Annotated in this window: 17 protein-coding genes, 1 rRNA gene and 1 pseudogene; 11 read left to right on the top strand and 8 right to left on the bottom strand. The window is 62.1% G+C overall.

Features of this window, described 5'->3' with window-relative positions:
- Positions 1-7: 7 nt before the first annotated feature.
- Genes ACP7B3_RS28205 through ACP7B3_RS28240 form a run of 8 tightly spaced genes read left to right on the top strand, consistent with a single transcriptional unit; the run spans position 8 to position 10747 of the window.
- A complete protein-coding gene (locus tag ACP7B3_RS28205) occupies positions 8-1999 on the top strand; it encodes a GumC family protein (protein ID WP_242201647.1) in 1992 nt (663 codons plus the stop codon).
- Positions 1999-3189: a glycosyltransferase gene (locus tag ACP7B3_RS28210; RefSeq protein ID WP_426182566.1), complete on the top strand. Its 1191-nt coding sequence runs from the start codon at positions 1999-2001 to the stop codon at positions 3187-3189. Before ACP7B3_RS28205 ends, ACP7B3_RS28210 begins: the two co-directional genes overlap by 1 nt.
- Positions 3179-4516 carry a GH39 family glycosyl hydrolase gene (locus ACP7B3_RS28215; RefSeq protein WP_426182569.1) on the top strand — a complete coding sequence of 446 codons (1338 nt, stop codon included), beginning with the start codon at positions 3179-3181 and terminating at the stop codon, positions 4514-4516. The genes ACP7B3_RS28210 and ACP7B3_RS28215 overlap by 11 nt, the downstream gene beginning before the upstream one ends.
- A gap of 8 nt (positions 4517-4524) precedes the next feature.
- Positions 4525-5733, top strand: coding sequence for a glycosyltransferase family 4 protein (locus ACP7B3_RS28220; protein WP_426182572.1), 1209 nt, complete (start codon positions 4525-4527; stop codon positions 5731-5733).
- Positions 5724-6827, top strand: coding sequence for a glycosyltransferase family 4 protein (locus ACP7B3_RS28225; RefSeq protein WP_426182575.1), 1104 nt, complete (start codon positions 5724-5726; stop codon positions 6825-6827). Before ACP7B3_RS28220 ends, ACP7B3_RS28225 begins: the two co-directional genes overlap by 10 nt.
- Positions 6824-8257, top strand: coding sequence for an O-antigen ligase family protein (locus ACP7B3_RS28230; protein WP_145163270.1), 1434 nt, complete (start codon positions 6824-6826; stop codon positions 8255-8257). Before ACP7B3_RS28225 ends, ACP7B3_RS28230 begins: the two co-directional genes overlap by 4 nt.
- A 2-nt stretch (positions 8258-8259) precedes the next feature.
- The gene (gene murJ, locus ACP7B3_RS28235; protein ID WP_426182579.1) at positions 8260-9669 is read left to right on the top strand and encodes a murein biosynthesis integral membrane protein MurJ; all 1410 of its coding nucleotides are present in this window, start codon (positions 8260-8262) and stop codon (positions 9667-9669) included.
- 22 nt (positions 9670-9691) lie between these two features.
- On the top strand, positions 9692-10747 hold the full coding sequence (locus ACP7B3_RS28240; RefSeq protein WP_426182582.1) for an acyltransferase family protein: 1056 nt from the start codon (positions 9692-9694) through the stop codon (positions 10745-10747).
- A gap of 108 nt (positions 10748-10855) precedes the next feature.
- Here the strand turns inward: ACP7B3_RS28240 and ACP7B3_RS28245 are convergent, their stop codons facing one another.
- The 4 genes from ACP7B3_RS28245 to ACP7B3_RS28260 form a co-directional block, all read right to left on the bottom strand.
- Complete coding sequence (locus ACP7B3_RS28245) at positions 10856-11434, bottom strand: DUF4174 domain-containing protein (RefSeq protein ID WP_106580031.1); 579 nt, start codon at positions 11432-11434, stop codon at positions 10856-10858.
- Between the two features lie 164 nt (positions 11435-11598).
- Entirely contained in the window at positions 11599-12231 is a 633-nt protein-coding gene (locus tag ACP7B3_RS28250) for a glutathione S-transferase N-terminal domain-containing protein (RefSeq protein WP_426182585.1), read from the bottom strand.
- Between the two features lie 13 nt (positions 12232-12244).
- The gene (locus ACP7B3_RS28255) at positions 12245-12823 is read right to left on the bottom strand and encodes a GNAT family N-acetyltransferase (protein WP_242201665.1); all 579 of its coding nucleotides are present in this window, start codon (positions 12821-12823) and stop codon (positions 12245-12247) included.
- Between the two features lie 73 nt (positions 12824-12896).
- Positions 12897-15254 (bottom strand): DNA polymerase II, encoded by a 2358-nt coding sequence (locus tag ACP7B3_RS28260; protein WP_426182589.1) that lies wholly within the window; start codon positions 15252-15254, stop codon positions 12897-12899.
- 217 nt (positions 15255-15471) lie between these two features.
- Here ACP7B3_RS28260 and ACP7B3_RS28265 point away from each other — a divergent pair, with 217 nt between their 5' ends.
- Positions 15472-17709 carry a TonB-dependent receptor gene (locus ACP7B3_RS28265; protein WP_426182592.1) on the top strand — a complete coding sequence of 746 codons (2238 nt, stop codon included), beginning with the start codon at positions 15472-15474 and terminating at the stop codon, positions 17707-17709.
- 83 nt (positions 17710-17792) lie between these two features.
- The gene (locus ACP7B3_RS28270) at positions 17793-18380 is read left to right on the top strand and encodes a hypothetical protein (protein ID WP_426182595.1); all 588 of its coding nucleotides are present in this window, start codon (positions 17793-17795) and stop codon (positions 18378-18380) included.
- A gap of 39 nt (positions 18381-18419) precedes the next feature.
- On the opposite strand, the gene ACP7B3_RS28275 is transcribed toward ACP7B3_RS28270, so the two are convergent.
- Positions 18420-18887 carry an SRPBCC family protein gene (locus ACP7B3_RS28275; RefSeq protein ID WP_426182598.1) on the bottom strand — a complete coding sequence of 156 codons (468 nt, stop codon included), beginning with the start codon at positions 18885-18887 and terminating at the stop codon, positions 18420-18422.
- A gap of 99 nt (positions 18888-18986) precedes the next feature.
- On the opposite strand from ACP7B3_RS28275, the gene ACP7B3_RS28280 reads away from it, so the two are divergent.
- Positions 18987-19388 (top strand): GFA family protein, encoded by a 402-nt coding sequence (locus tag ACP7B3_RS28280; protein WP_145163253.1) that lies wholly within the window; start codon positions 18987-18989, stop codon positions 19386-19388.
- Position 19389: 1 nt separating this feature from the next.
- On the opposite strand, the gene mrdA is transcribed toward ACP7B3_RS28280, so the two are convergent.
- The 3 genes and pseudogenes from mrdA to rrf form a co-directional block, all read right to left on the bottom strand.
- A complete protein-coding gene (gene mrdA, locus ACP7B3_RS28285; protein ID WP_106580023.1) occupies positions 19390-21282 on the bottom strand; it encodes a penicillin-binding protein 2 in 1893 nt (630 codons plus the stop codon).
- 189 nt (positions 21283-21471) lie between these two features.
- A pseudogene (locus ACP7B3_RS28290) lies at positions 21472-22065 on the bottom strand (aldehyde dehydrogenase family protein).
- A gap of 184 nt (positions 22066-22249) precedes the next feature.
- Positions 22250-22329, bottom strand: a 5S ribosomal RNA gene (gene rrf, locus ACP7B3_RS28295); the annotation flags it as partial.

The raw sequence follows: 22329 nt of genomic DNA on the forward strand, positions 1-22329 counted from the left end.
ACATCCCATGATCGAGATCCGTTCTTTTCGTGATCTTTTGCGCCTGTTCTTCATCTTCCGGCATGAGTTCAAACTGGCAGCCATCGCGGCGCTGGTGATCATTTTGCTGGGAGCCTTTTTGCTGCCCGCCAAGTACGAATCCACCGCGCGCCTGCTGGTCAAGCCGGGGCGCGATTCGACCTTGCCCATCGAGATCAGCAACCGTCAGGCGCTGGTCATGCCCAGCACCCAGCGTGACCCGATTGTCGACGAAGAGCGCTTGCTGACCGGTCGCCCGATCGTGCGCACGGTGGCCGAGCATTACCTGGAAGTCATCGCCAACGCGCCGCCGCCGGAAGGCTTCTGGAAGCGCAGCAAGTATTACGTCAAGGAAGGCGTGGGCGCGGTGTTCGACGGTATTCGCGTGGTGCTGGAAACCGTCGGCATCCTCGAAAAAACCACGCCGGTGGAACGCCTGGCGGCGAGCCTGGAGAAAAACTTCGAGGTCAGCCATGCCGTGGGTTCCACGGTGATGGACATCAGTTTTACCTGGGGCGACCCGCAAATCGCCCAGCAAGTGGTCAAGGATTGGGTCGACACGTACATCACCGAACGCACCCAGGCCCTGGGGCGCAAGAGCCTCTACGCCTTCTATGAAGGCCAGGTGAACACCAGCGCCACCGAGATCAAGAGCTACAAGGAGCAAATCCTCAAGCACTTGAACGAGATCGGCGCGGCAAGCATCACCGATCGCCTGGAGGACTTGTCTGAGCGCATCAACGTGTTGCGCGGCGAGACCTTCAACACCACGCGCCTGATTGCGTCTTCCGACAGCGCCATCCAGAGCACCCGCGACCAGCTCAAGGGGCAGCCCAAGGAAGTCACCACGGTGCGCCAGATCGCACTGAACCCGCAGCAGCAGGATTTGCGGCGCCTGCTTAACCAGAAGCTGCTGGAAAAGGCCGACATGATGCGCACCTACACCGACAACGCGCCGCCCGTCAAAGCCCTGGACGCGTCGATTCTGGCGATGCAGGCCCAGGTTGCGAATGAAAGCAACACGGTACAGGCCTCGGAAAACCGCGCGCCGAACACCTTGGAAATTCACTTGCAGCGCGTGCTGCTGGACGAGTCGAGCAACAACCTGGCCCTGCGCACTCAGCTTGTGCAACAGCAGAAACAGCTGGTGAACCTCGAAGCCCAGCGCAAGCAGGCCCTGGAGATTGAACCGGAACTGGCGCGTCTTTCTCGCGAGCTGAGCGCCACCGAGCGCAATTACGCGCTGTACGTGGACAACCTGGAAAAATCGCGCATCGACCGTGAGCTCGATAGCAGCCAGATCAGCAACATTGCGGTGATCGAAGAAGCCACCCTCAACCCTGGCCGCATCTTCCCGAAAACCCTGCTGATGCTGCTGTTGGCGATCCCGTTTGCCATCGTCGTCGGTTTGCTGGTGATCTACCTGTGCTACCTGCTGGACCAGCGCATTCACGATGGCGGGCTGGTGGAGCGCAAGTTCGGCCTGCCCCTGTGGACGACCTTGCCGGAGCTGGACACCAGCACCGCGCAGAGCACCAACGCGTTCAATGCGAGCATTTACCGCCTGTACGGCTTGCTGCAACTGGACCGCGTGGCCGAGCAAGGCCTGACCCTGGGGTTGACCTCGGCGCGCCACGGCGAAGGGGTGACCTTTGTGGTGGAGCAACTGCGCCACTTGCTGCAGGAAAACGGCATCAGGGTGCGGGTTGGCGGCGTCGAACCGGCCGCCCCGGGCGAAGTGGTACTGCTGGACGCCTCTGCACTGCTGGACAACCGCGACGCCTTTATCAACCTGCGCCGCGCTGACCTGATTGCCCTGGTGGTGGAAGCGCAGAAAAGCACAGTGCCGGTGGTGGAGCACGCGCTGTCGATCCTCAACACCGCGTTTGGCAAGGTGGACGGCATCATCATCAACCGACGCAAATTCGAAGTGCCGGCCAGGGTGCTTAAAACCATCGCCAAATACCGGGGGGCGTTCTGATGCGCATCGCCCTGCTCGCCCCTTTGCCGCCGGAGAAAAACGGGATCGCCGACTACGCGAACCATTTCAAGACGGCCCTGGAGCAGCTGGGCGTGACGGTGGCGACACCGTTGAGCGGCGTGGAAGGCAACAGCGAAGCCATCCGCCAGGCCATCGCCGCCTTCGACTGGCGCAGTGTGGAGCTGGTGCACGCCGAGCTGGGCGGCGGCCGGCTGGGGGAGTTTCTGGCCCTGCGCGAGCTGCGCAAGGCCTACCCCGAATTGCCGCTGACGGCGACCGTGCATGACCCTGAGCGTATCGTCTGGCGACGCGAGCATCTGCCTTTCCCGCTGAACCTGCTGGAACGTTTGCCCAGCCCATTGCCGCAAGCGGCAGTGGTGCTGGCCGACCCGCTGACCTTGCGCGAAGAACGCCATGTCGCCCAAGGCCTGACGCGGCTGATCACCCTCACGCGCCTGGGCGCCGATTGCCTGAGCCAACGCATGCAACTGCCGGCCGGCAAAGTGGCGGTGATCAACCACGCCAACCTGGCCATTGCTCCCGCGCCGTTACCGGCGCTGGACACCCTGCACCTGCTGTACTTCGGTTTTATCTACCGTGGCAAAGGCATTGAAGACCTGCTGCAAGCGCTGGCCGACGTCTTCAAGCAAGCCCCCGAATTGCGTGACCGTGTGCGCCTGACCCTGGCCGGTGGCACTGCCGCCGAAATGGCGTTTGGCGCGGGCGGCAACTACCTTGAGCAGCTCAACCGCCAGATCGCCGAACTCGGCCTGGTGGGCGCCATCGACTGGCGGCTGAACTTGCCGGCCAGCGAGATTGCACAGACGATCCAGGCGCACCACGTGATGGTGCTGCCGTATCGCGAATCAAAAAAACTCGGCCTGCTGGGGCGCCAGCGCGGCACCAGCGGCGCGCTGTCCTGGGCCGCTGCGTGCGGCCGCGGGGCGATCACCTCGGATGCGCGTGCGTTTGCCGAAGAAGTCGCCAGCGGCAACGGCGCGATCTATCCCCAGGGCGATGTGGCGGCGTTGAGCCAACAACTGCTGCGCCTGGCGCGCACGCCGTCGCTGGCCCGCGACTGGGCCGAACGGGCCGGGGAAATTGGCCGCGAACGCCTGTGGCCGTTGACCGCGCAGAAGTTCAAGCACCTCTTTGAGCAGGCGATTGCGGGAGCTCCTTATGCCGCGTAAACGGACCTACCTTGCGACCCTTGCGGTGATTGCCGCACTGGGCCTGACGGTCTTCCTGTGGGGCCGCCAGGCTGACGCCGAAAACCATGTGCTCAAGGGCAACAAGGTGGTGGTGTGGAAGGATTTTCTGGGCGTGAACGCGCAGTTCCTGTGGTTCAGCCCGACGCTGTATCAACGGCAGATCGACCGCCTCAAGGCACTGGGCCTGGAATGGGTACGCCTGGATTTGCACTGGGATCAGCTGGAGCCGGTTCAGGGCCAGTATCAGGTCGCAACCCTTGATCAACTGGTCGGCAACCTGCAAGCCAATCAGCTCAAGTCGGTGTTTTACCTCGTCGGTTCGGCGCCCTTCGCGACCACCGCGCCGGCCGGTGCGCCCTATCAGGACCAGTACCCGCCCAAAGATCTGAACGTGTTCGCCAACCGCATGGCGCTGTTGTCGCAACGCTACCCCAGCGTCAACGCGTGGCAGGTGTGGAACGAGCCTAATTTGCTCGGCTTCTGGCGCCCGGTGGCCGACCCCGCTGGCTACGTCGCCTTGTTGACAGCCACCGCATCCGCTTTGCGCGCGGTGGATGCGAACAAACCGGTGGTGGCTGCCGGCATGGCGTTTTTCAGCGAAATGCCCAATGGCCAGACCATGCTCGACGCCCTCGGCGCCCTTGGCGCCATGGGTGTGGCCAGCCTGAACACGGTGATTTCCTACCATCCCTATACGCAGCTGCCCGAGGGTAACGACCCGTCCAACCTGGACTTCATCGCCAAAACCACCGCGCTCAACCAGACGCTGCGCAATAGTGGCGTGCAAACGCTGTGGAGCACCGAGTGGGGCTGGTCAAACTACCCCGGGCCAAAAGATGCCCAGGACCTGATCACCCTGCAGGGCCAGGCTGACTATGTGGTACGCCGGGTGGCACTGATGAGCGCGATGGATTACGACCGGATCTTTCTGTTCACCTTGAGCGACCTCGACCAGCGCGCCAGTGTGCGTGACCAGTTCTATGGCCTGCTCGACATCGACGCCAACCCCAAGCCGGTCTATACCGCCTTGAAGAACTTCCTCGATGTGAGCGGGCCGCAGCTCACGCCCGGCGATCCGCCCGCCGCCGACCAATTGCCCGATGGTTTGTTCAGCATCGGCTGGACCCGCGCCGACGGCCACAAACTGTGGTTCTTCTGGTCGGCCGAAGGCGGCAACGCGCACTTGCCTGGCCTCACCAGCGCCACCCTGTACGACCCGCTGCGCGGCACGCAAACCCCGGTAAGCGGCACCCATGGGCTGACCGTCCCGGTCAAGTCGAACCTGCAAATTCTGTTATGGGACTGAAGCCCGCCATGCGCATTTTATGGATCCTGCCCTACTCGCCCTGGCCCGCCACCAGCGGCGGCAAGACGCGCCAGTTTCATCTGCTGCGCAGCCTGGCCGCGCGTGGACATCGAATCACCTTGCTGCTGCATGATAAAAACCCGGTGTCACTGACCGATCGCCAAGTGCTGGAGGCCTTCCTCGAGCAGGTGATCGTACTGCCGCGCCGCCCACTGCGCAGCGTGAAAACCCTGGTGGCCGGCCTGTTTGCACCGTACCCACTGCTGGCCAGCGTCAACGGTCTGTCGGGCGCGCTGCAGGACACGTTCAATCAATTGCTCAAAGAGCATTGGGATGTGGTGCAGATCGAGCACACCTACACGTTCCAACCTTATGAAGATGCCCTGGCGCGCCAATCGCAGCCGTTCGTGCTGACCGAACATAACGTGGAGTCGGCGCTGGGCGCGGCCACTTACGACCGCCTGCCGCGCTGGGCGCTGCCCTTCATTCGCTACGACCAATGGCGCTACAGCCGCTGGGAACACCGCGTGATGCGCCAGGCCGCGCAGGTGGTGGCGGTGACCGAAAGCGATGCCCAGGTGCTGGCCGAAATCGCCGGCAAACCAGTGCCGGTGGTGGTCAACGGTGTGGACTGCGATCACTTCGCCGCCGCCCGACCCGACCCGTCGACGCGCCGCGTGCTGTTTCTGGGCAACTATGAATACGCGCCCAACGTGGACGCCATCGAGTGGGCCCTGGATGAAATCCTGCCCAAGGTCTGGGCGCGCTGCCCGGATGCGCGCATGAGCGTGTGCGGGTTTGGCATGCCCGGCAGTTGGCGCGAGCGTTGGAAGGACCCGCGCATCGAGTGGCAAGGGTTTGTACCGAACCTGCTGAACCTGCAATCAAGCTGTTCGGTGTTTCTGGCGCCGTTGCGCCACGGCGGCGGTTCCAAGCTCAAGGTGCTCGAAGCCCTGGCTGCCGGGTTGCCCTTGGCGAGTACCGAACAAGGCGTGTCGGGCCTGGACCTGATTGAAGGCCTGGATTACCTCGGTGGGCAAACCGCCGACAGCCTGGCAGACGCCGTGGTACGCCTGCTGCAATTTCCCGACGCCGCCGCGCCCATGGGCGAAGCGGGCCGCGCCTATGTACGCCGGGCGCATGACTGGAGCGTGGCCGCCAGCCAGCTGGAACAGGTGTACGCGACGCTCAATCAAAAGGAGCGCGCATGCGTATAGGCCTGGATTACCGCACCGTCGGCACCTCGCCGCAATCGGGGATCAGCCGCCAGGTGTACGCCCTGGAAAATGCCCTGCACACGCTGCCGGGTGTGGAACTGGCGCGGTTTACCGTGGCGCCGCTGGGTGATGAAACCCGCTTGCAGGCGCACTGCCCGGCCTGGGGCTGCGCGAAAACGGCGATGCACCAGCCGCACAATCGGCTGCGCTTCGAGGCTGGCTTTTTGCCGGGAGCCTTGCGTGAACAACAGATCGACCTGTACATCAGCACGTTCAATATGGGCCTGCCGTTGCCACCCAAGCCCAAAGGTTTGCGCACCGTCGTGCTGCTGCATGACCTGTTCCAGATCACGCTGAACAACTACCACGCCAACCGCCTCAAAGCGCTGATCTACAAGACCAGCGATCGGCTTTCGATTGCGTACGCGGTGCACAGCGCCGACCGCGTGTGGACGCCGTCACAGTACAGCGCCGATGAAACCGCGCGGCTGTTTCCCAAGGCGGCGGGCAAGATTCGCGTACTGCCCAATCAAGTCGATAGCTTTGTCGAGCTGGCGGCAGACCTGACGGCGCGTGAGCTGCCCGAGCATTACTGGCTGCTGGTGGGCACGCGTGAGTTGCGCAAGAACGTGCCGTTTCTGGTCGACGCCTGGCAGCAGGCCCGCAGCCTGTCACCCGCCGTGCCGGCGTTGGTGCTGGTAGGCAGCCTTGAGCATTTGCCCGAAACCCAGCGCAACCTGCCGGGCATTCGCGCCTTGAGCGGTGTCTCGGATGCCGAGTTGCACGCGCTGTACCGCCAGGCCTCGCTCCTGTGGCAGCCATCCTATGCGGAAGGTTTTGGTCTACCCGTCATCGAAGCCCTGAGCGTCGGCACGCCAGTGGCCGTGGCCAGCGGCACCTCGCTGGATGAAATCACCCCGCCGTCTGCTCCTCGCTTCTCGCCCACCGACGGCCCGGCGCTGGTGCAATTGATGCTGGCGCTGGCGGATCGCCCGGCTGAAGAATCACCCGAACAACGCACACAATGGGCGCAACGCTTCAACCATCAGGCCTATCGCCAGCGCCTGGCTGAACTGATCGAGGAATTGAAATGAGACTCTCCCTGGCAAGCCTCGTCGCGATCCTGTTCGGCCTGTTGTTCGGCGCGCTGGCCCTGATGCTGTCACCGGCCAAGGCGTTCCTCGCCGTGATCGGCCTGGCCGCGGCGGTGACCATCCTGCGCTTCCCGTTCTGGGGTTTGCTGCTGTTCGCCGGCGTCGCGACCTTCATGCCGTACTCGACCATCAACCTGGGCATTCGCAGTACGGTGAGCGAGGCGATCCTGGCGCTGACCTGGGGCGCGGTGCTGTGGCACAGTTTTCTGTCGCGCGTGCCCGACACGCCGAGCCTGTCGCGCCGCCCCACCGACCAGATGCTGCTGTGGCTGATGCTGTTCAGTGTGTTCCCGTTTATCGTCGGCCAGGTCACCATCCACGCCGACACCAGCGGCGTGGCCAACTGGCTGCGCTGGTTGCTGAGCCTGTCGGCGGTGTACCTCTGCGCCAAGTTGCTGACCGACTACAAACACCGCGAATCACTGGTGATCGCCTTGCTGCTGGGTACGCTGGCGATGCTGGTGCTGTCGATTGCGGTGTTTGTGCGCACGCGTTCGGGGGCGGGCATTGCGCCGATCCTGGCGCTGTTCAACTACGGCAACTTCGACATGTTGAAATTCGGCCTGGAGGCGATGTCATCGCGCATGGGCTCGCCGTGGATGCACCCGAATGCCATCGGCGGGATCATGGCGTTGCTGCTGCCGTTGGCGTTCTGCTACGGCATGACCGAACAAGGCTGGAAGCGCGGACTGGGCCTGGGCGTGGCGTGCCTGGGCGCCGCCGCCTTGCTGTTGGCCAGTAGCCGTGGCGCGATGGTCAGCCTGGCGCTGGTGCTGATCTGGATGGCGACGCGGCGTGTGCCCTACACCGGCAGGCTGTTGATGATCGGTGCGGCGCTGACGGTTGCACTGGTGATGGCCTACCCGCCGTTGCAGGATCGCCTGGCGACGATTTTTTCATCGGACAACGCCAGTACCGAAATACGCTTCGACGAATACCGCATGTTCCCGCAGGCGGTGGCTTCTTACCCGTTCGGCATCGGCTTCAAGGTCGACCCGCCAGTGCCAGGCACGCATTTGCTGGGCATCTCCAACCTGTGGCTGAACTTCATCTACAAGACCGGCATTGTCGGCATGCTGTTGTTTATCGCCGTGACCGTGCGCTGGTGGCGTGAAGCACGCCCGCAAAAAGGCCCGATCCGCCTGACCAAAGACAACGCGCTGTGGCTGGGCAGCACTGCCGGGATTCTGTCGGCGCTGGTCAGCGGGCTGTTTGACCACTACTTCAGCTTTGCCGTGGTGATGGTGGCGCTGTTCTGGCTGATGGTCGGCCTCAATGTCCTGGAGGCCCGCCGGCTGTTCCCGGCGCGCCTGCCGCAGGTCAAGACAGTGGCTTACCGCAAGCCGGCCCTTGACGGCGCACGGCTTTAATCATGCTTGGCTCCGCCGTCTGGCTGACGCTTGCGACCCTGCTGGGCCTGTGCCTGGGGTTCGCCCGCGAGTGGCTGCTGGTGGCCGCCTGGGGCGCGGGCGAGCGCAGTGATGCGTTCCTGATCGCGCTGTTTTTGCCGGAGGCGTTGCGCATGTCGTTGGCCGGTGGCGTATTGAGCGCCGCCGCGCTGCCGCTGTACCTGCAACGCAAGGACCACGAGCGTTTGAATTGGCTGGCGGTGCTGTTTCCGGCCTTGATGCTGATTGCGTTGGTCACCAGCCTGCTGCTGACGCTGTTGGCGCCGTGGCTGGTGCAGTTGCTCGGCCCGGGGCTGGCCTCCAGCGCCACCGCACTGGCGGCCAGCAACCTGCAGATCGTTGCCTGGTGCGTGCCGGGTTTGATGCTGCATGCGCTGTTCAGTATTCCGTTGCAGGCCAGCGAACGTTTTGTGCTGGCGGGGCTGGGCTCGCTGCTGTTCAACCTGCCGCCGGTGACGTACCTCGCCGTGGCGGGCACGGCTACCCAACCTCATTCTCTGGCGCTCGCCTGCCTGGCCGGCAGCCTGTTGATGCCGTTGGCGTTGCTGCCCTCGATCTGGCGCCAGGGCTGGCGGCCGTGGCGCTGGCAGCTGAGCTTTACGCCGCTGCGCGAACTGGGCCAGCGCATCGGCCCCCTGCTGTTGAGCAATGGCGCCAGCCAGGGCTTGGCGCTGATCGAGCGACTGGTGGCGTCGCTGCTCGGCGAAGGGGCGGTGACCTGGGTCAACCTCGCCCGCAAGCTGATGAACCTGCCGTTGATCGCGCTGATGAGCCTCAACCAGGTGCTGCTGGGCATGATGAGCCGGCGCCAGGGCGATGAGCGCCTGGCCCTGCTCAAGCGCGGCCTGGAGACCGCCAGCGTGCTGACACTGCCGGCAGGCGTCGGCCTGGTGGCCGCGGCGCCAAGCCTGGTGGCGTTGCTGCTGCCCAAGCAATCGGCGGATTCGCCGCTGCCGTTGTTGCTGGCATGGTTTGCCGTGCCGCTGGTGTTCGGCGCCTGGAACGCCCTGCTCGCACGCTATGCCTACGCGGCTGGCGACACGCGCCAGCCGCTGCGTTGTGAATTGCTCGGCAGCCTGGTCAATGTGCTGCTGCTGGGCGCCCTGCCCTTTGTGTTTGGCCTGGCGGGTATACCGCTGGCCGCGCTGGCCGGGGTGATCTGCACGGCCTTGCTGCTGATGCAGCGCCAGGGGTTGCTCGACGCCCTGGCGTGGGCGCGGCATTGGCTGCTCAGTGCGGTGGTGATGGGCGTGGCAGCGTGGGTGTTGTTTCCAATTCAAGGCGTATGGCTGCAGCTGGGGCTCAGTACCCTGGCGGGCATGGTGATGTTGCTGGGCATGGGGCTGTGGCTGAAGCCGTGGCGCAAGGCGTGAACGACCGATCGGGAATAGTCAGATGAAGCATCGTTGGATTCAGATGGATATCGCCAGGGGCATCGGCATCCTGGTGATCGTGTTTGCCCACAGTTGGTTCGTGGCCACCTCGCCGGACCTGCTGTATCCGATCCTCGCTTCGTTCATCTTGCCGGTGTTCTTTTTCCTCTCTGGCGTGCTCTTCAAACCCGAGCAACCGTTCGTGGAGATGGCAGTGCGCAAGGCTGACGGGCTGCTCAAGCCGTTTTTCTTCACCATGCTGGTGTATGTCATCGTGCGCGCCCTGCTGCGCGGCCAGCCGCTGCTGCCGGATATCGGCGGCGTGCTGTATGCCTCGGTGGACACCATTCCGTGGCAGGCCATGTGGTTCCTGCCACACTTCTGGGTGGCGATTCTGTTCAGTTGGGTGATGCTGCGGTTGATCCAGCGCCTGAAGCTGTCGTTGTGGGTGACCGGCGTGCTGATCGCGGCGCAACTGCTTCTCGGGGTTTGGCTGCTGCCGTTGTTCTGGCAGTTGCCGGTGACGCTCGGCGGTCAACACTGGGTGCTGCCGGGGCTGCCGTTCAGCCTGGATATCACCTTGATCAGCAGCACCTACTTCATCGTCGGCTACCTGGCACGCGATTGGTTGCGTACACATTCGGGATCGTGGCTGACGTGCCTGGTCTCGGTCCTGTTGTTTGCTGCGGTGTTCATTCCCACGTGGGACACCATGGACCTGGCGCAACGTCGCTACGACAGCTGGCTGTGGACCAGCGTGCTGGCGGTGATCGGCGTGTACGCATGCTGGGCACTGGCGCGGGTACTGATGGTGTCGGCCCTGCTCACTCGGGCGATGACCTACATCGGTCAGTCGACCCTGATCCTGTTGATCTTCCATGGTGAAATCCAGCACAAGACTGTCGACCTGCTCGAACGCCTGGGCATACATTCGTTTCTGGCGGCGTGTTTGGGCCTGGTGGTGGCGGTGGTGGTGCCGTTGATGATCGGGGAAGTGATCAAGCGGGTGGCGTTCCTGCGGTTTTTCTACTTTCCGTTTCCGGTGCGCAAAGCCGTCAAACCTTCAGAAAACCACTAAACCCCTGTGAAAGCGCGCGCGCCCGCGATAGCGGTGGGTCATTCAAAGGTATTTTGACTGACATTCCGTCATCGCGGGCAAGCCCGCTCCCACAGGGGTTATGTAGGTTCAATCATCAAGTTGTGGCGCGGCGGCCTTGCTGCCGGCTTTTGCGGGCTTGGCCGCTTTTGCGCCTTTGGCGGGCGCGGCGGGTTCTGGCTCGGCAGGCGCGGCGAGCTCTTTTTCAGCCATGGGCATCTGGTCGATGGCGCTGAAGAATTCCTTCAGGTCGAGGGTATCCGGCGGCACGGTTTTTTCGAGTTTCTTCTCGCCGTCCTTGCCGACCAAAATCACTTTGGTGCCACTGCCGGCGCCGAGCTTGAGGGCACGGATCAGCGCGTTGGTTTCAGGCGGCGTGAGCTTTTTGTTGTCCTTGGCGTCCTTGGCAAATTTCTCGCCTTCGGCACCGATGCTGCCGAACTTCACGGTGTAGAACACCATGCTGCGCTCTTCAAAGGACTGCTTGTTGGCAGGCTCATCCAGCTGTTTTTTCAGGTTCGCCAATGCTTCGTTTCCGGAGTCAAGTTCCACCACCACCAGCGGACGCGACTTGCCCAAGTCCTGCTTGAGCGGGTTGATATCATCCGCGGCCAACAGCGGCCCCGTAAAAGCCATCAAGGTAGCCAGGGTCAGCGACCGGATGAGCATGCGCACCTCCTTTGAATTCCATGCAGGGTTCTTGAGTTTCATGTCTGCGACAGTCAATTTCAAGGATGATTCCTACACCTCGTTAAGAAGCGTAGGTCAGGAAGCCTGCTACGCAAGGGGTTGGGCGCGTGCCACGGTGATTGTTTCTTCTGATTGCGGAAACATTAAGAGACGCCCCATTCCGGCCAATGCCGCGCAAACACGGGCGCCACGACAGGGTCGGTATCCACCTGCGCCAACGTCTGGGCAAAGCCGGGCGCCAGGTTGCTCAACACCTCGCGCGCCGCGTCCCAACGCGACACGGCTGCGGCCATGATGCCCAGTGCATTCGGCACCTGATTGGGGGCGAACAACTGGTCGGCGAACTGCTGGGCGAACACCACCCACGCATGGTGCAGATAGCGCCGCGTGCCGGTGGTCAATTGCGTCTGCGCCGCTTCATCCGCGTTGCCCAGCCAGCGTTGCGGGTAGTCAATGATGCCGATGGCCGAGTAGCAATTGGCAGCGATGTACACCAGGCCGCGCAGGATCTGGGCGCGGTTGCCGGCAAGGAGATCCGAGGCGGGAAATTCCAGGCCCAGGTGGATCAGGATGGCGGCGCTTTCGGTCAGCACCTGGCCATCGGGCGTGACCAGCGTGGGGATTTGTTTGAGCGGGTTGATGCGCGCGAGGGCTTCACTGCCCTCGCCATCTGCCCAGGAACTGGCGTCGATGCGACGCCACGGCACCGCGCAACGTTGCAGGGCGATTTCGATCATGCAGGAGCCGGATTCATCAATGCCGTAAAGCGTGTACATGGGCGTTTGCTCCTTAGCGCAGTAATTTGGCCTGCAAGTTCGCCTTCACCTGCGGCCATTCCGAATCGATGATGCTAAAGCGCACCGAGTTGCGCTTGCGTCCGTCGGGCATGATGCGTTCGTGGCGCACGATGCCTTCTTGTACGGCGCCGAGGCGCAGGATCGCGGCGCGGGATTTTTCGTTGAGTTCGTCGGTGGTGAATTGCACACGTACGCAGTCGAGCACTTCAAAAGCGTAGGTCAGCAGCAGGAGCTTGGCTTCGGTGTTGACGCCGCTTTTTTGTGTGGATTGCGCCAGGAAGGTGTGGCCGATTTCAAGCTTGCGATTCACCCGGTCGACTTTCCAGAACCGCGTGCTGCCGACTACCTGACCCGTGTCGCGACGCACGATCGCGAACGGGATCATGCTGCCGGCCTCACGCCCGGCGAGGGCGACGTTGATGTACGTGTCGACGGTCTCGGGACCCGGCACGTTGGTGACTTTAAGGTTCCACAATTCACCGTCGGCGGCAGCCTGGACCAGCGCGGCGGCATGTTCACGTTGCAAGGGTTGGAGTTCGACCGAGCTGCCGGTCAGGGTGATCTGAGTCATGAAGAACTGCGCCATTGGAGGGTGGTCGTCAGAGGCCAAGAGTGCAGGCTCTGATCCCATCCAGGCAAGCGTTTTAGAACAGGCCCATCTGCCCGCCGACCAGGGTGCCAAAATCATCGTTCACGAACGGCAGAATCGCGTCGGCCACCGGCTGCAATTGCCGAGTGACGTAGTGGTCGTAGTCGATCGGCGCCTGCCGCACTTCCAGCGGTTCCGGGCCGTTGACGCTGATCACATAGCTGATCCAACCGCCGCGCTGGTACTGGCGCGGGCGTCCCAGGCGGTCGTTGTATTCATCTGCCAGGCGGGCGGCGCGCACATGCGGCGGGACGTTGCGCTCGTAGTCGTCCAACTGGCGGCGCAGCCGTTTGCGGTAGATCAGCAGGTCGTCGAGTTCGCCGCTCAGGGTGCGGCGCACGTAGTCACGCACGTAGTCCTGATGGGGCTGGCGGTGAAAGATGCGCTGGTAGAGCTCCTGCTGAAATTGCCGGGCCAGCGGTGACCAGTCGCTGCGCACGGTTTCGAGGCCTTTGTAGACCATGTCTTCGCGGCCGTCGGCGTGCACGACCAGGCCGGCGTAACGCTTTTTACTGCCCTCTTCTGCGCCGCGGATGGTCGGCATGAGGAAGCGGCTGAAGTGGGTTTCGTATTGCAGTTCCAAGGCGCTTTGCAGGCCGTATTCGCTGTGCAAATGCGCACGCCACCAGTCGTTGACGTGCTGCACCAGTTGCCGGCCGATGCGGCTGGCATCATCCGCCGAATGCGCGCTGCCGAGCCAGACGAAGGTGGAGTCGGTGTCGCCGTAGATCACCTCATAGCCCTTGGCCTCAACCAGTTCGCGGGTCTGGCGCATGATCTGGTGCCCGCGCATCGTGATCGAGGACGCCAGGCGCGTGTCGAAGAAGCGGCAACCGCTGGAGCCGAGCACACCGTAGAAGGCGTTCATGATGATTTTCAGCGCCTGGGACAGCGGCGCGTTGTGCTCGCGTTTGGCCGCTTCACGGCCTTCGGAAACACGCGTGACGATGGAAGGCAGGCAGTGCCGGGTTCGCGAGAACCGCGCGCCGCGAAAGCCTTCCACCGACTCGCTCGCTTCGGGGTACTTGAGGCCTTCGATCAGGCCCACCGGGTCGATCAGGAAGCTGCGGATGATCGACGGGTAAAGGCTTTTGTAGTCGAGCACCAACACCGATTCATACAGACCGGGACGCGAGTCCATGACAAAACCGCCGGGGCTGGCCTGGGGCGGCTTGTCGCCCAGGTTTGGCGCGACAAAGCCCTGGCGGTGCATCAACGGCATGTACAGGTGGGTAAACGCGGCGACCGAGCCGCCGTTGCGGTCGGCCGGCAGCCCGGTGACGCTGGCCCGCTCCAGCAGGAACTTGAGCAACTCGGTCTTCTCGAAAATGCGCGTGACCAGCTCGCAGTCCTTGAGGTTGTAGCGCGCCAGCGCAGGCTTGTCCTCGGCGAACATGCGGTTGATTTCGTCCATGCGCTGGTACGGCGTGGAGATGTCCTTGCCCTCGCCGAGCAAGGTTTGCGCGACGTTCTCCAGACTGAAGGACTCAAAGCTCCAGGTGGCCGAACGCAGGGCTTCAATGCCGTCGATAATCAACCGCCCCGCTGCCGCCGCGAAGTAGTGATTGCGGCTGCCGTGTTCGCGCCAGACCATGGCTTCGCCGCTACGGCCAAGCAGCAGCGGCACGTTGAGGCGCTGGGCATGTTCGTGAAGCACGCGCAGGTCGAACTGCACCACGTTCCAGCCGATGATCGCATCGGGGTCGTGGGTGGCGAGCCAATGGTTGAGGCGCTCGAGCAGTTGCGCGCGGGTGTCGCAATAGTCGAGCTTGAAGTCCACCGCGTCGGTTTTATTCGGCGGGCCGAGCATGTACACCTGGCGCTCGCCGCAGCCTTCGAGGGCGATGGAATAAAGATCGCCCTGGGCGGTGGTTTCGATGTCCAGCGACACCAGTTTCAACGGCGGACGGTAGTCGGGTGCGGGTTTCATCTGCGCATCGATCAGCACGTCGTTGGCGTCTGGTGTGCCGCCGAACCACACGGGAGCGGTGATGAAGCGTTCCATCATGTAGCGCTCGGGCGGGCGGACATCGCCTTCGTAGACATCGACACCTGCGGCGCGCAGGCGTTTTTCCAGGTCCATCAGTTGGCGGTGCTGGCGCGTGTAGAGGCCCAACACCGGACGGTGATGGAAATCACACAGCTGCAGCGGACGCAGTTCGATATCGCGCTCGCCCTTGAGCAACCAGTCGAGCTGTTTGCGATAGGCCTCGGGAATAAACATCACCGAGGTTTGCACGGGTAGGCGCACGCACCGAGGGCCCTGGTCGGTGGCCAGCCAGAAGCTGACCTCCGTACCCGCCGCCGTGTCGCGCCAATGCCGGGTCAGGACAAAACCCTGCTGTAAATCCACCGTGCCGCACCTCAGGAATCGCTTTCAGGGCGTGATTCTACTCGGCATCCGCGTAAACGCGGCACGTTAACGCGCACGCAGACCGCAATCTCACAAATTTGTTGCAGGACATTAATAACAATCACTATCATTCGCGCCGGAGTCGTATCCGCGCAGCGAGGACGCGCAACGTTATTGCCCTTTTCCTCACATTGACGGTTCGCCGTCAGGATCGACCATGCCCTCCCGTACCCGACTTTGTGTGCCGTTTCGCCCTACCCTGCTCGCCCTTTGCTGCTCCGTGAGCCTTGCTGCTCATGCTGCAACCCCAGTCACCCCGCAGGATGCGAATAACCATCAGGACGGCAACACACTGGAACTGGGTGCCACCAACATCAACGCCGACGCGCCCGCGCCAAACGCGTTTCCGCCGGTTTACGCCGGTGGCCAGGTTGCACGCGGCGGGCAACTGGGTGTGCTGGGCAACCAGGACATCATGGACGTGCCATTCAGCATGTCCTCCTACACCGAGAAATTGATTCGCGACCAGCAGGCGCAAACCGTCGGCGATGTGCTGCTCAACGACTCGTCGGTGCGCCAGGCATCGGGCTACGCGAACCAGGCCCAGGCCTTTGTGATTCGCGGCCTGCCGCTCAATGGCGACGACATTTCCTTCAACGGTTTGTACGGCATCCTGCCGCGCCAGATCATGTCCACCGACGCCCTGGAACGGGTTGAAGTGTTCAAGGGGCCCAACGCGTTCATCAACGGTGTAACGCCCGGCGGCTCCGGCATTGGCGGCGGCGTGAACCTGCAGCCCAAGCGCGCCGATGATGTTCCGTTGCGCCGTTTCAGCACCGACATCAGCAGTGATGGCCGGGTGGGTGAACATCTCGACATCGGCCAGCGTTTTGGCGAGGACAACCGCTTTGGAGCGCGGGTCAACCTGTCCCAGCGTGAAGGCGATACGGCCGTTGACGACGAAAACCAGCGCTCGAAGCTGTTCTCGGTCGGCCTCGATTACCGCGGCGATGCGCTGCGTCTGTCGGGTGACTTTGTTTATCAGAAGCAGCAAGTGAACGGCGGGCGCAATACGGTGCTGCTCGGCAGTGGGCTGACCCACATCCCCAACGCCCCGTCTGCCGACACCAACTACGCGCCGAACTGGGGCACCACCAGCCTCGAAGACACGTTCGGCATGTTGCGCGGCGAGTACGACCTCAACGACAACTGGACCGCCTATATTGCCGGCGGTGCCAAGCACACCAACGAACTGGGGCGCTACTCGTCGGTCACCCTGAACGACGCATTGGGCAATGCCACGGTCAGCGGCTCGAACATCGCGCACCAGGAAGACAACACCAGCCTGATGGCCGGCCTGAACGGCAAGTTCCAGACCGGCGCTGTCAGCCACAAGTTGAACCTGGGCCTGACCGGCATCTGGACCCAGACCCGTAACGCCTTCGACTTTGCCGCCGGCAGCCAGCCAACCAATATCTACAATCCGGCCGACGTGTCTGCACCGGCCAAAGGCGGTTTCACCTCCGGCAGCGACCTGAACGACCCAGGCATTACCGCCAAGACCTTCGCCCGCAGCGCTGCGGTATCGGACACCTTTGGCTTCATGGATGACCGCCTGCTGTTCACGGCCGGTCTGCGCCGCCAGGAACTGGTGGTTCAAGGCTATGCCTACGGCACCGGCACGCGCACTGCCAATTACGCCAAGGGCATCACCACGCCGGTGTATGGCTTGGTGTTCAAGCCTTGGGACCATGTATCGCTGTATGCCAACCACATTGAAGGCCTGGCTTCGGGGCCGACCGCTCCGAGCACGTTTGGCAGCGCTACCAGCGTGACCAACGCCAACCAGACCTTCGCACCGGCCCGCTCGAAACAGACCGAAGCAGGCGTCAAGGTTGATATGGGCACCTACGGAGCGACACTGGGCGTGTACCGCATTGAACAGCCGACTCAAGGTTACTCCCAGCTGAATGCGGACGGCACCGCCACCTATGTCTTCCAGGGCGAGCAAGTCAACAAGGGCGTTGAGCTGAACGTCTTCGGTGAACCGGTCAGCGGCCTGCGTCTGCTGGGCGGCGCGACGATTATTCACACCGAAGTCAACGGCACGGCAAACGGCGCCAATGACGGCAACCGTGCGATTGGCGTGCCGTCGTTCCAGCTCAACGCCGGGGTGGATTGGGATGTGCCGGGCCTGCAAGGCGTAAGCGTCAACGGCCGCATGCTGCGCACCGGCGGCCAGTACGCCGATGCAGCGAACAACCTGAGCCTGCCGGCCTGGAACCGCTTCGATGTGGGTGCGCGCTACAACTTCAAGGTGGCGCAGCGTGATGTGACGTTGGGCGCAACCGTGGAGAACGTGGCCAATACCAAGTATTGGGAATCTGCGCTGGGTGGCTATCTGACCCAGGGTGATCCGCGGGTGGCGAAGTTGTCGGCGACGGTGGATTTCTAAAGTTACAACGTGGAGGGTCAGCGAATTTGCGCACCGCTGACTCGCCACTAGACTCAAGGGCTTCTCTCATGGAAGTCCCTTCAATGAATGTAACCCGCTCCGTGCGCCAGGCCCTTGCTCTGGTCGCCCTGGTGTGCGCCGGCAACCTTGCCGCTTACGCCGCCGACATCCCGCTGTCCAAATCCCTTGAAGCCGATGAAGTGACCACCAGGGTGCTGTCGGTCGATGCCGCCACGCACCAGGTGGTGCTGGCAGGTGCCGAAGGTAACCCGGTGCATGTGCAACTCAGTGATGACGCCAAGGACTTGGCCAACCTCAAGGTTGGCGATCAAGTGAAAGTGCTGACCACCCATTCGGTGGCTGCGGTACTCGACACCGACGTGGATAAAAGTGCCTCGGACTCAAGCGAAAGTACCGGCGTGGTGCGTGCCACGGCCGATAACCCGCACCCCGGCGGTGCCGCTTTCCGGCAGATCCAGGTGCAGTTGAAGATTACCCATATCGACCTGAACCAAAACCAGGTGACCCTGGAAAACCCTACCGGTGCGACGAAAGTGCTGAACGTTGAAAAACCGGAGATCCGTGCCGGCCTCAAAGACCTCAAGGTCGGGCAAAGTGTGCTGGTGACCTTCACCGATACCCTGGAAATCACCACAACTCACGAAGGCTGACAGCGACGAACACGGGCATCATCAAGATGCCCGGTTGGGTCAGGCGCGGCGCGCCTGGGCGAGATAGGTTTCGATGTTGTTCATTTGTTCATCCCAGCCACGGGAATTCATCTTGAAGGCCTTCTGGCGTCGGGCCTCGGGTACCGCATCAAACCCGGATTCAACCACCCTCAGCAAAATGCCTGGCGCCCGATCTTCGATGGTGAACTCCACCAGGGTAGGCGTTTCGCTGTCGTAGTCGACACCCTCCTCGACCGCATAAGGATGCCACCGGAAGGAAAACAGGGTTTGTGGCAGCATCCTTTCGATTTTGGCCTTCCACACCACATGTTCATAGCCTGGGTACGTGATGGGGGCTTCGAGGGTTTCCCCGGCAGCAAAGGTTTTGCCCTTCAGGGCGATACCGAACCAACTGCCGAATTGCTCGGCATCCGTGAGGGCTTCCCACACCTGTTTACGTGGAGCGTTGAGCAGGACTTTTCGTTCGATGCGATCTAATACGTGCATAAGTCACCTCCTCCATTGACAGTAGGCGACATTGACCAATGCGCAACCTTGGCGTGTGCGCGATGATGATGACCCCATCCTTGATCAGGCAATACGTTTATGACTGACCCGTTGAATGGAAGTTGCTTCTGCAAAGCTGTGTGCTATCAAGTGGACAGCCTGGATATGCCTATCAGCCACTGCCACTGCGACAGCTGCCGCAAGGTGCATGCAGCAGCGTTCGTGGCCACGGCCGGGGTGATGCGCGAACATTTCCGCTGGACACGGGGCGAAGCGCTGCTGTCGTCGCTTGAATCTTCGCCGGGCAAATTCAGGCAGTTTTGCTCGCGATGCGGCTCACATCTGATGGCTGAGCGTAGGCACCAGCCCCATGTGATTGTGCGAGTGGCGACGCTGGATGATGATCCGGGCGTACGGCCCACCTCGCACATCTGGACGGCCCATGATGTGCCCTGGCTCGCTTATCAAGCCGCAGAGCACTGGGACGAGTGGAAGGTCTGAGTCAGACGTGCGGGTCACCCGGGGCTTTGGCCGGCGTCGCGTATTGCGGCTTCAGGTGGCCTTCCTGGTCGAGCAGCCAGGCATCCATGATTTGCCGCACAACAGGGCCCGCCACACGGCCGCCGGCTTCACCGTTTTCGATCATTACCGAGATCACGATTTTCGGATGTTCGGCCGGCGCGAAGCCGACGAACAAAGCGTTATCGCGATGGCGTTCCAGGGTTTTGTTCCGGTTGTAACGCTCACCTTGCTTGATCGCAACCACTTGCGCGGTACCACTCTTGCCGGCAATGCGATACTGGGCGCCGACCGCCGCAGCCCGGGCGATACCGCGCGGGTCGTGCATCACCAGTTGCATGCCATGGTTGACCTGTTCCCAATCACGCGGGTCCTTGAGGACCACGTTGGGCATCGGGTTTTCATCCACCGGCGGCACGCCATTGATGGTCTTGGCCAGGTGCGGCCGGTTCCAGACGCCTTTGTTGGCGATCAATGCGGTGGCCTGGGCCAGCTGCAACGGCGTGACTTGCATATAGCCCTGGCCGATGCCGAGAATCACCGTTTCACCCGGGAACCAGGGCTGGCGCCGCGTCGCGCGCTTCCACGCCTGGGACGGCATCAGGCCTGCAGACTCCTCGAACATGTCGAGGGAGACTTTCTGGCCAAGGCCAAATTCAGCGAGATAATCGTGCAGACGGTCGATGCCCAGCTTGTGGGCCAGGTCGTAAAAGTAGGTGTCGTTGGAGCGCATGATCGCCGCGTCCATGTCCACCCAGCCGTCGCCGCTGTGGTTCCAGTTGCGGTATTTGTGGTCAAAATCGGGCAGCTGGTAGTAACCGGGGTCGAACACACGGGTTTGTGCGGTGACCACGCCACTGTCGAGACCGGCGATGGCCACTTCCGGCTTGATGGTCGAACCGGGCGCGTAAAGCCCGCGCAGCACACGGTTGAACAGCGGCCGGTCGATGGAGTCGTGCAGCGCCGCGTATTCCTTGAAGCTGATACCGGTCACGAACAGGTTAGGGTCAAAGCTCGGCTTGCTGACCATCGCCAGTACTTCGCCGGTTTGCGGGTCGAGGGCGACAACCGAACCACGTCGATCGCCCAAGGCTTCTTCCGCCGCCTCCTGGAGTTTGACGTCGAGGCTCAGAACGATGTTTTTGCCGGGGATCGGGTCGGTGTGCTTGAGCACGCGCAGTACGCGGCCTTGCGCATTGGTCTCGACCTCTTCATAACCGACATGGCCGTGCAGTTCGGATTCGTAGAAGCGCTCGATACCGGTCTTGCCGATGGACTGCGTACCGCGGTACTCCACCGAATCAAGGGCCTTGGATTCTTTTTCATTGATTCGGCCGACGTAGCCGATCGAGTGGGCAAAATGTGCGCCCAGCGGGTAGTGACGGACGAATTGCGGCTCGACGTCCACGCCAGGCAAACGGAATTCGTTGACGGCCAGTACGGCGATCTGTTCCTCAGTCAATTCGTAAAACAGCGTCACGGGCACAAAAGGATGACGAGCCTGCTTCAGCGCCTTGTCGAACACCGCACGGTCTTCGGCGGGCAGGTGCAGCAGGTTGACGATGGCATCCAGCTCACCCTTGAGGTCGGTTGTGCGTTCGCGGGTAATCGTCAGGTTGTAGCTGGGACGGTTGTCGGCCAAAACCACACCGTTGCGGTCATAGATCAACCCGCGCGTGGGCGTAATCGGCAGTACGTGGACCCGGTTGTTTTCGGAAATCGTGGAGTGGTAGTCGTACTGCACCACTTGCAGGAAATACATGCGGCCCACCAGGGCGCAGGTGATGCCGATGACCAACAGCGCGCAGGCAAGCAGGCGCTTGTTGACCAGACGGTTTTCTTTTTCGTGATCCTTGATCGGTATCGGTTCAGGCATTTCTACAGCATCTCGTTGAAGAAGGTCGACGCCGCGTCCTGCGGATGAAAAATCAATCCTTGTGAAAATGTGCTGCACCATACCAAAAATGCAGAAACACTTTGCATCGATTTCCCCAACGGCATGCTGTTTTGTCAGGAGAGCACGGATTTAGGCTCCAGAAAGGCCTCCAATCCGAGTGTGCAGTACTCACGGCCTATACCTGATTGTTTGAAGCCGCCGGAGGGCGCTGGCGGCTCGTGGGCCACGGGTATCGATCAACACGCGACGGCGTCGATGCGCGAAGCCTCTTTGCAGGGCTGAGGACAGAAGGTAAGCCTGGAGACCGTAGGCCGTATCGTTGGCGATAGTCAGCGCTTCATCTTGGTCATCGTAGGGGATGATCGACAGAACAGGCCCGAAGATCTTGGTCAGCTGGTTGGTAACGCAACTAAAGGCGGTGGGCCTGATGGATCAGCCCGCGTCGATTCCATCAGGCAAGCCGGGGCCACTCACCAATAGGTGAGCGCCCTCCTCGATGCCGATCTGAATGTATCGCTGCACCCGCTGCCACTGCTTGAGGCTGACCATCGGACCGATGCTGGTGGCAGGATCATTAGGGCCTCCCGCCCGGATATCGGCGAATTGCTCGGTTACCAGCGCTTCTATCTCATCCAAGCGTTGGGCGGGGATGGGATTGACGGAGTGGAATGTTGCTGCGGACCGGCTGCGGGGGCGCTGATACGTGTACTTGGAGAGTCCACGTTTGACTCGTTGCGACTCTGCTACCCTGGAAGGTGGCATGTACCGGCCGGTTTGAGGGTGCTGATTGAGCTGATCAAGGAGCGAGGGGTCTGATACACAAGTTCTGTATCAGAGAGCACGCGTTATGGTCGACGCCCATCGGCAGCACGCTTGCACCTGGGCTTTTCGACCGCCCAAAACAAAGCCCCTGTTTGCGTTAGCAAACAGGGGCTCTGGAATTTAATCTTGACGATGACCTACTCTCACATGGGGAAACCCCACACTACCATCGGCGATGCATCGTTTCACTGCTGAGTTCGGGAT

Origin of the sequence: Pseudomonas sp. TWRC1-2 (genome assembly GCF_049896685.1) — a bacterium.
GTDB lineage: Bacteria > Pseudomonadota > Gammaproteobacteria > Pseudomonadales > Pseudomonadaceae > Aquipseudomonas.

What these genes read in the sequence shown, in the direction of transcription:
- ACP7B3_RS28255 (WP_242201665.1), bottom strand. Translation starts at nt 12,823, where the DNA reads ATGACTCAGATCACCCTGACCGGCAGCTCGGTCGAACTCCAACCCTTG.
- ACP7B3_RS28225 (WP_426182575.1), top strand. Translation starts at nt 5,724, where the DNA reads ATGCGTATAGGCCTGGATTACCGCACCGTCGGCACCTCGCCGCAATCG.
- ACP7B3_RS28245 (WP_106580031.1), bottom strand. Translation starts at nt 11,434, where the DNA reads ATGCTCATCCGGTCGCTGACCCTGGCTACCTTGATGGCTTTTACGGGG.
- ACP7B3_RS28205 (WP_242201647.1), top strand. Translation starts at nt 8, where the DNA reads ATGATCGAGATCCGTTCTTTTCGTGATCTTTTGCGCCTGTTCTTCATC.
- ACP7B3_RS28280 (WP_145163253.1), top strand. Translation starts at nt 18,987, where the DNA reads ATGACTGACCCGTTGAATGGAAGTTGCTTCTGCAAAGCTGTGTGCTAT.
- ACP7B3_RS28265 (WP_426182592.1), top strand. Translation starts at nt 15,472, where the DNA reads ATGCCCTCCCGTACCCGACTTTGTGTGCCGTTTCGCCCTACCCTGCTC.
- ACP7B3_RS28210 (WP_426182566.1), top strand. Translation starts at nt 1,999, where the DNA reads ATGCGCATCGCCCTGCTCGCCCCTTTGCCGCCGGAGAAAAACGGGATC.
- murJ (WP_426182579.1), top strand. Translation starts at nt 8,260, where the DNA reads ATGCTTGGCTCCGCCGTCTGGCTGACGCTTGCGACCCTGCTGGGCCTG.
- ACP7B3_RS28240 (WP_426182582.1), top strand. Translation starts at nt 9,692, where the DNA reads ATGAAGCATCGTTGGATTCAGATGGATATCGCCAGGGGCATCGGCATC.
- ACP7B3_RS28215 (WP_426182569.1), top strand. Translation starts at nt 3,179, where the DNA reads ATGCCGCGTAAACGGACCTACCTTGCGACCCTTGCGGTGATTGCCGCA.
- ACP7B3_RS28230 (WP_145163270.1), top strand. Translation starts at nt 6,824, where the DNA reads ATGAGACTCTCCCTGGCAAGCCTCGTCGCGATCCTGTTCGGCCTGTTG.
- mrdA (WP_106580023.1), bottom strand. Translation starts at nt 21,282, where the DNA reads ATGCCTGAACCGATACCGATCAAGGATCACGAAAAAGAAAACCGTCTG.
- ACP7B3_RS28220 (WP_426182572.1), top strand. Translation starts at nt 4,525, where the DNA reads ATGCGCATTTTATGGATCCTGCCCTACTCGCCCTGGCCCGCCACCAGC.
- ACP7B3_RS28270 (WP_426182595.1), top strand. Translation starts at nt 17,793, where the DNA reads ATGAATGTAACCCGCTCCGTGCGCCAGGCCCTTGCTCTGGTCGCCCTG.
- ACP7B3_RS28275 (WP_426182598.1), bottom strand. Translation starts at nt 18,887, where the DNA reads ATGCACGTATTAGATCGCATCGAACGAAAAGTCCTGCTCAACGCTCCA.
- ACP7B3_RS28250 (WP_426182585.1), bottom strand. Translation starts at nt 12,231, where the DNA reads ATGTACACGCTTTACGGCATTGATGAATCCGGCTCCTGCATGATCGAA.